The sequence below is a fragment of the Parashewanella sp. 2304DJ23-3 genome, assembly GCF_056591695.1.
Genome location: NZ_JBWQOH010000007.1, coordinates 184263 through 192365 on the forward strand (window position 1 = coordinate 184263; position 8103 = coordinate 192365).

The 8103-nt window shown below is 35.0% G+C and carries 2 protein-coding genes and 1 pseudogene; all 3 read left to right on the plus strand.

Annotated elements, in window-relative coordinates:
• The first annotated feature begins 418 nt into the window (after positions 1-418).
• Entirely contained in the window at positions 419-3208 is a 2790-nt protein-coding gene (locus AC1EU2_RS13980) for an insulinase family protein (protein WP_480298888.1), read from the plus strand.
• A 270-nt stretch (positions 3209-3478) separates the two neighbouring features.
• Entirely contained in the window at positions 3479-7711 is a 4233-nt protein-coding gene (locus tag AC1EU2_RS13985; RefSeq protein ID WP_480298889.1) for an EAL domain-containing protein, read from the plus strand.
• A 180-nt stretch (positions 7712-7891) separates the two neighbouring features.
• Positions 7892-8103 (plus strand): annotated as a pseudogene (locus tag AC1EU2_RS13990) (hypothetical protein); the annotation flags it as partial.

Below are 8103 nucleotides of genomic sequence, written 5' to 3' on the forward strand. Positions count from 1 at the left end.
GGTGTAAGATTTAACCGTAAGCGAATTAGTTTGTATGTAAGGTGTTTATTGGCAAGAATAGTGGTTTGATTACAAAGATAAATAGAGCTGGACACATAGCAAAGAAAGTTGCATCTAATCTACTTCAGTTCAGCCAGTACTTTGAGTAAATTGGAATTCGTAGTCTCTTGCTATATCTCTTTAAAAATGAAGATAACGACCACAATAAACATTTCGCTTTTAGGTGGCGAGAAGAAAACGCAGAATAAACTTGCCTTGAGTTGCCCTGTTCATTCTTTTAATCTCGAACAAGCAGCATCTAAGTTTTCTCTTTTCTAGAATTAATTTGCGAAAAATTGATTATAGAACCACTATATATTGTGGTCAGAGTAATATTTTTCGTATACATATTCTTTTTTACATTTTATGGGATTATTCATTGAATTCAGAATCCAGCATCATCACTAGCCCAAATGATCATCGTCAATATCGCAGTCTGACGTTGGAAAACGATTTAAAAATAGTACTTATTGAGGATAAAAATGCATCGAAATCGGCGATTTCTTTAACGGTTAATGTCGGCCATTTTGATGATCCTCAAACTCGTCCTGGCATGGCTCATTTTCTAGAACATATGCTCTTTTTAGGAACTGAAAAATATCCAGATCCTGGTTCCTTCCATGCTTTCGTAAATCAAAATGGTGGCAACAACAATGCTTGGACTGGAACAGAGCATACGAGTTTTTTCAGTACTATTATTCCAAATGCCTTTGAAGATTTATTAGATAGATTTAGCCAATTTTTCATAGCCCCACTTTTTGATAAAGATCTTGTCGAACGAGAGCGAAATGCAATCGACTCTGAGTACAGTTTGAAACTGAAAGAAGATCTTCGACGTATCTATGAAGTCAGTAAAGAAACGAGTAATCAAAAGCATCCGTTTTCTAAGTTTTCTGTCGGCAACCTACAAACGCTTGCTGGCGAACCTGAAAGCTTAAGACAAGAGTTGGTTTCATTTTATGAAGAATTATACAGTGCAAACATAATGACACTTTGCATCGTAAGTTCTGATTCATTAGTGACTCAAGAAAAACTGGCTCAAAAATACTTTTCAAGTATAAAAAACAAACAATTAGAAAAGCAATATCCAGATGTCACAGTTTATGGGGAAGACCAACAACAAAAACTAATAAAAATCATTCCACTAAAAAAACAAAAACATCTGACTATCAGTTTCACTTTGCCCAACATTGAACAGTATTATCGTACAAAACCTCTCACTTTTATTAGTCATCTATTAGGTAATGAGAACTCAGGCAGTTTACTTTCCTATTTGAAAGAACAGAGTTGGGTCAATCACCTTTCTTCAGGCGGGGGGATTTCTGGCTATAACTTTAAAGAGTTTGCGATCCACTACCAACTCACCGATTTAGGGATCGAGAATATCGATGAAATCGTTCGAGTAACGCTTGAATACATTCAGTTGATCACAGCTGAAGGCTTGAAGAGCTGGCGATATGAGGAGCGAGCAAATCTTTTAAAGCAAGCATTTGAGTATCAAGAGCCAACTAAACCAGGCGATCTGGCAAGTCATGTTAGTTTAAATCTTCAACATTATGACTTTGAAGACGTACTTTTTGGTGATTACAGAATGGACGCACTTATCGAAGATGAAGCCTTAGAATTGGTAAGTCAGCTGAATGTTGACAAAATGAGACTGACATTAATTGCGCTTGAACAACCGACAAATCGAACAAGCCATTGGTATTCAACCGATTATGCTGTTGACGATTTCACTATTACACAGCTCATAAAATGGCGTGACATTCAACCTAGAGCAGAAATTCACCTCCCTGAAGTAAACCCATACATACTTGAGGACGTTACTCCACGATTCACTGATTATGCAAATTCGCTTCCCGAAGTAATTAGTGAAGGGACTGGCCATCGGTTATGGCATTTGAAAGATCAAGAGTTTCAGGTTCCTAAGGGGCACATGTATTTTGCAATAGATTCATTACATGGAAGTAGCAGTGCACGACACGCTATGTTAACTCGTTTATACATCGAAATGCTGCTGGATAACCTTACAGAACATACGTATGCTGCAGAAGTAGCAGGACTTGGTTACCACATTTACCCTCATCAAGCGGGCTTGACTCTTCACGTTAGCGGCTTTACTCCCAAACAGTACAAGTTACTCATGGTAATAATAGAAAAAGCCAGAGAACGAAATTTTTCAGAAACACGTTTCAAGTACATCAAACGTCAATTGGGTCGCAGTTGGGGGAACATCAGCAAGACAAGGCCGATTTCACAACTATTTTCAGCATTAACGGCGACAATGCAGCTTCATAGCTTTGAACCTCTCACCTTTGCACAAGAACTTGAAACTGCAACTCTGGACGAGCTACATCAACATGTAGAAGACTTCTATAAAGCCACCTATGTTGAAGGCTTAATCTATGGTGATTTTCTTAAAAAAGAAGCTGAACAAATCAGCCAACGGATAACAAAATTATTAACCTTAGTATCAGCTCCGAGCGATGAGTCAACGAGAGAACTTGTAAATATTACAGATAGAGGTTCTCTGGTTAGAGAACTGGAAATCGAACATCAAGATAACGCAATTCTGATTTACTATCAGTCTAAACAAACGAACACACACAAAATGGCAATGTTCAGTTTATTGAATCAAGCCATCTCCTCAGCTTACTTTCATGAACTGAGAACACAGCAACAACTGGGATATGTGGTTGGTACCAATTATCTACCACTAAACCGCCACCCAGGGATTATTTTTTATATCCAATCTCCGTCAGTGACCCCTGATCAACTGCTGCCAAAAATCGATAACTTTCTAGCTGAATATGCTAAAGGGCTCTTAAATGAAAGTGAAAAAGATTGGAGTGAAACCAAACAAGGTTTAATCAACAGTATTATGCAGCATGAGCCAAACTTAAAAACTCGCAGTCAGAGGCTATGGTCAAGCATTGGTAATAAAGATTATGACTTTACTCAGAGAGAGAAAGTCGTCGAAGAAATAAAGCGTATCACCCAACAAGATATGCAACAGTTTATCGCCAATAAACTCACTGAAGATAATTGCGACAGAGTGATACTAATTAGCTGTTCATCAGGCAATACAATGAATATTGAAATTAATGGTCAAAAAATCGACTCGAATATTAACAAGTTCAAAGAAACTTCCAAACGTTTCAAATTGTAAGTTTCTTAAAAAACAGATTTAAAATAAAATGCAGTTATAAAGACTGCATTTTTTATACCTAGCCGACTATAAAACCAGCTTAATTACCCATCTAAGTTATATATTTTGTGTCAATTTTCCGACACTTAACGTAATTCGTACACTTATTTCTCAGTTGTAAAATAAATGAGAAATATTTACAGCGTACGCTTTGACAAACGTTTCAATATCTGAAAAAGTGATACACTATTTTTGCATTGAAACAGATGCGTTAACGAATTAGAACAATAAATGACCATACTATTTCGACAAATTTGTGCCTTTTTGTTTTGCTTTTTCTTTTGTGGGATTTTTGCGTTTTCTGCTGAGGCTAACTTTTCCGATGCAAACGAGTCCCTCACTCGTTTTTCAGGTAATCAATTATCAATATCATATGACTCTTTAAACGTTGCTAATGGACTTTCTCAGAATACTGTTACTTCAGCAGCGTTAGATCAATTTGGAAATCTCTGGTTAGGAACTGTTAATGGTTTAAATAAATATGATGGCAATGAGTTTAAAGTATATAAAAATATTCCATTAGGAAAAAATGAAATAAATTTCATTAGAAATTTAGTCTATACCAAGAACCATGGTTTATTAATAGGAACTAATTTCGGTATTTTAAAATACAATGATAAGAGCGAATTGTTCGAAAAGTTTACAGACATTGATGAACCTATATGGAGCATTTATGAAGATGGCTCTGAGATTTTCATCGGTACAGCAAAAAGCATCCATTCAATTTCTAACTTCAACAGCATAAGAAAAACGATATTTAACAGCGAAAAAAAATTAAAAATAAAAAAAATAAGAGCAATTAAGAATATTTTGTATTTCAGAACATTTAACGGAGAAGTCTACAAGCTGCTCGACAAGAATCCGGTACTTATAGAGCCAAACTCTAATGACATTGAAACGTTTAATGAAATTTTATATATTGCAAACTCAACAGAAACTATCGTTCATATTAACAACCAAAAAACTGTAGTTTCCTTTCCTGCAAAGTTATTTACAATTTATGGAAATAAGCTTTTATCTATAAGTGATACCCAAATTGCAGAGTTAGAACCTTATAAAGTACTCGGAGTCATACCCAAGAGTATTGAAGGAATAACACTCTTCCAAAGTTTTTCAGATAAATTAGTGATTGGCACATATGGCAGTGGATTCATTATTATAAACAAGCATCAGCTTCAAGTGAAAAAAATAAGTCCAATAAATGATAATATATGGAGTATTAACAAGTTAGAAAATGAATTAGTTGTTACATCTAACGATACAAAAATCAGTTTCTTAGATAAATCTTATAACATTTCTCGAAAATTAGAAACTGGCATTATAGGTTATAAACATTTAGGTTCAATCGATAAAAAACTATTCATAGGTAGTTCAAGTGGCTTATATTCATTAGATAAAGATGAAAGTTTAAATTTAGTTATTAAAGAAAAAATTTATGCTCTTCATGAGAACGAAAACTCTGATAAGTTACTTGTTGGCTCGGAAAAAGGGACTATATACTTAATTAAAAAAAATGACATTGAAATAATTGGTTCTTTAAATCCATCTTCTCCAATATTAAGTTTTCTACCATTAGGCGAAGATCAACTGTTGATAGGCTCTCAAAATGGTTTATACAAATTAGAAAACGATGTAAATAGAAAGATAAATAACAATACTGTTTTAGATTTTTGTAAACATAAAAATACTTTATATTATGCTTCGACTGACGGAATCTACCGTAAAGAAAAAGATCAAATCAAATTCAAAAAAATAATAGAAACGTCCGACCCTATCTACTCTATTGCTTGCCTGGACAGTCATATTTTAGGTGCATCTGTAAAAAAAATAATTCAATATAATTTTGATGACATGTCAACACTAATTATAACTGAAAAGCAAGGAAGCCAGCCAGAGTATAATAGCTCTAAAATAATTTCAGGCTTTAGTAACGATTTGCTTATTGTGGGAAACAGTGGCATCACCTCGTATTCAAAAGATATATTTGATAATTTAAATGACTCAAATGATATTACTAATCCAGTATTAAATAATTTACTTATTTTTAATAAAAAGGCGTCAAAAGATCATTATATTGGAAGTATTTCTACAACAGAGACTATTACCTTAAAACATTCAGAATATCCATTTACTCTCAGTTATAGTTCACCATTGAGTTCACATGAATATAAATATAGGTTATTGGGGTTATCAGAAGAATGGATTGAATCAGGAAAATTCAATTCAGCCACCTTCACTAACTTATCAAGTGGCACCTATGAATTTCAGGTTGTAGGGTTTGATCAGATATATAAAAAACGGAGCGGCGTAACGTCTGTTAAAATCATTATTACACCACCTTGGTGGCTTTCGGCTTTCGCGAAGGGAATTTATGCACTATTTTGTATTGTTATGATTTTAATTTTCATTCGCTCTTTGCATAAAAAACGTCAAATTCAACGACAAATAGCTCTTAGTGAAGAGCGATTAAAGCTTTCTCTTTGGGGCAGTGGCGATGAAATGTGGGATTGGGATATTGAAACAGGTAAAATCTATCGCTCTAATATGTGGGAAAGCCTTGAGTTTCCAGTAATTGGTCAACGAGCTAACAGTGAAAATCAACCAAGTAATATCCATCCTATGGATCGTAAACGCGTTTTACAACATCTTGAAGATCACTTACATGATAAAACCGAACATTTTGAAATATCTTATCGAGTCAAAAGTAATACCAACCAATGGATTTGGATTTTAGACAGAGCAAAGGTTATGGTCCGCAGTGAAGATGGCACACCTTTGCGTATGACTGGTACTATTAAGAACATTAATGATTTTAAAAATACTGAAGAACAGCTCAAGCTATTTGGAAAAGCCATTGAAAATATTTCTGAAGGCATGTTTATTCTTGATCATTCATTTACTTTTGTGGAAGTTAACCAAGCCTGTTTAGATATTACTCAAGCTGAGCGCTCTGATTATATTGGTAAGATTTTAAAGTTCGACCAATACCCCGATAGTTACTCACATCAAATCCAGTATATGCTCCGTAATCATGGCCGTTGGACCAATGAAGTCGATGCTAAACGAGGTGACGGCACAAGCTTTGCAATGGATCTAACCATTGATGCTATCTATGATGACAATGGTCACGCTAACCATTACGTTGCAGTATTTTCAGATGTTTCTGTACGTCGACAACATGAAGTTGAACTGCAAAAAATGTCGACCTTAGATGTATTAACTGGATTGCCGAATCGTTCGTTTTTACAAGTTACTTTAAGTAACTTGGTCAAACGAAAAGTGCGTAATGCACTGTTGATTCTTGATATTGATAACTTCAAAAAAATCAATGACTCACTTGGCCATGATGTGGGTGACAAGCTATTGCAAATCGTCACTCAACGTATAACTAATGCCGTTGAAGGCGAAGCTAATATCTTCCGTTTAGGTGGTGACGAGTTTGCCATTTTAATTGAGAATATTGATGATATAAACAGTGCATCAGCTCTTGCTAACCGCATAATAGAAACTTTTAAAGCTACTCTAGAAATTAATCATACCAACCTCTTTGTAGGTGCAAGCATTGGCATCGTTTTCTACCCTGATGATGAAGACGATGAAAAAGCATTATTGCGCAAGGCAGAAGTGGCAATGTATTCAGCCAAATCTGCTGGCGGTAACCGTTATCACTTTTATTCTGAATCACAAAATAACAATGCTATCCGTCAACTTGAAGTTGAAAACCTTATTCGTGAAGGCCTAATTAATGATCACTTTGAAGTCTTCTATCAACCCAAAGTCGATGTAAAAACTAATAAAGTGGTCGGTATGGAAGCGCTTGTGCGATTGATTCATCCTGAACAAGGTATCATTTCTCCAGCGGAATTTATCCCGTTAGCAGAAGAAACAGGTCTAATTGTTGAGCTTGGTGATATTGTACTTGAGAAGGCCTGTACCGCAACTCAAAGGTGGCGTTTAGAAAATAATTTTAATGGTCGTGTTGCAGTTAATTTATCTTCTCGCCAGTTTGCATTACCCGATCTTCAAGAGCGGATTTCGAACATTCTTGTAAAAACCGGTTTACCGGCTAAAAATCTAGAAATTGAAATTACTGAAAGTACAGTAATTAAGCATCCTGAACATGCAATTAAAGTTATGCAAAAACTGACAGAAATGGGCATACATTTAGCCCTCGATGATTTTGGTACAGGCTATTCATCACTAACTTATTTGAAGCGCTTTCCGATCAATTCTTTGAAGATTGATAAGTCATTCATCGACGATATTGACAAATCAGACCGCGATTTAAAAATGGTCGACTCGATTATCACCATTGCTCATAATATGGGCTTATCGGTAGTCGCTGAAGGCGTTGAAAAGCAAAGTCAATTGGGTATTTTAAGAGCGTTAAAGTGTGAAGAAATTCAAGGTTACTTATTTAGTAAGCCATTACCAACTTCAGAATTTCAGGATCAATTAGATTAGTCCATAACGTGTTTCAATACTGTGTAGTTCCTGTGACTTCTTTATCATCACAACCTTTAAAAAAAATTGATTCTTGCTCGATTGAAATACATAGTATTTTTTAACTCTTAATACCGTTTGGCATACGACCTGCTTTATCTCATTTGTTATTCAATTTTTTGACAATTAGAGATAATAATAATGCTAAAAACAACCTTATCAATCATTGCGCTTTCTTTATCATTTAACCCAAACGCTGACTTTAAAGAAGTTCAAACTGCTGCAAACCCTGTTATTGAGTTCCAACCAATTCAAACTGCCGCAAACCCTGTTATTGAGTTCCAACCAATTCAAACTGCCGCAAACCCTGTTATTGAGTTCCAACCAATTCAAACTGCTGCAAACCCTGTTAT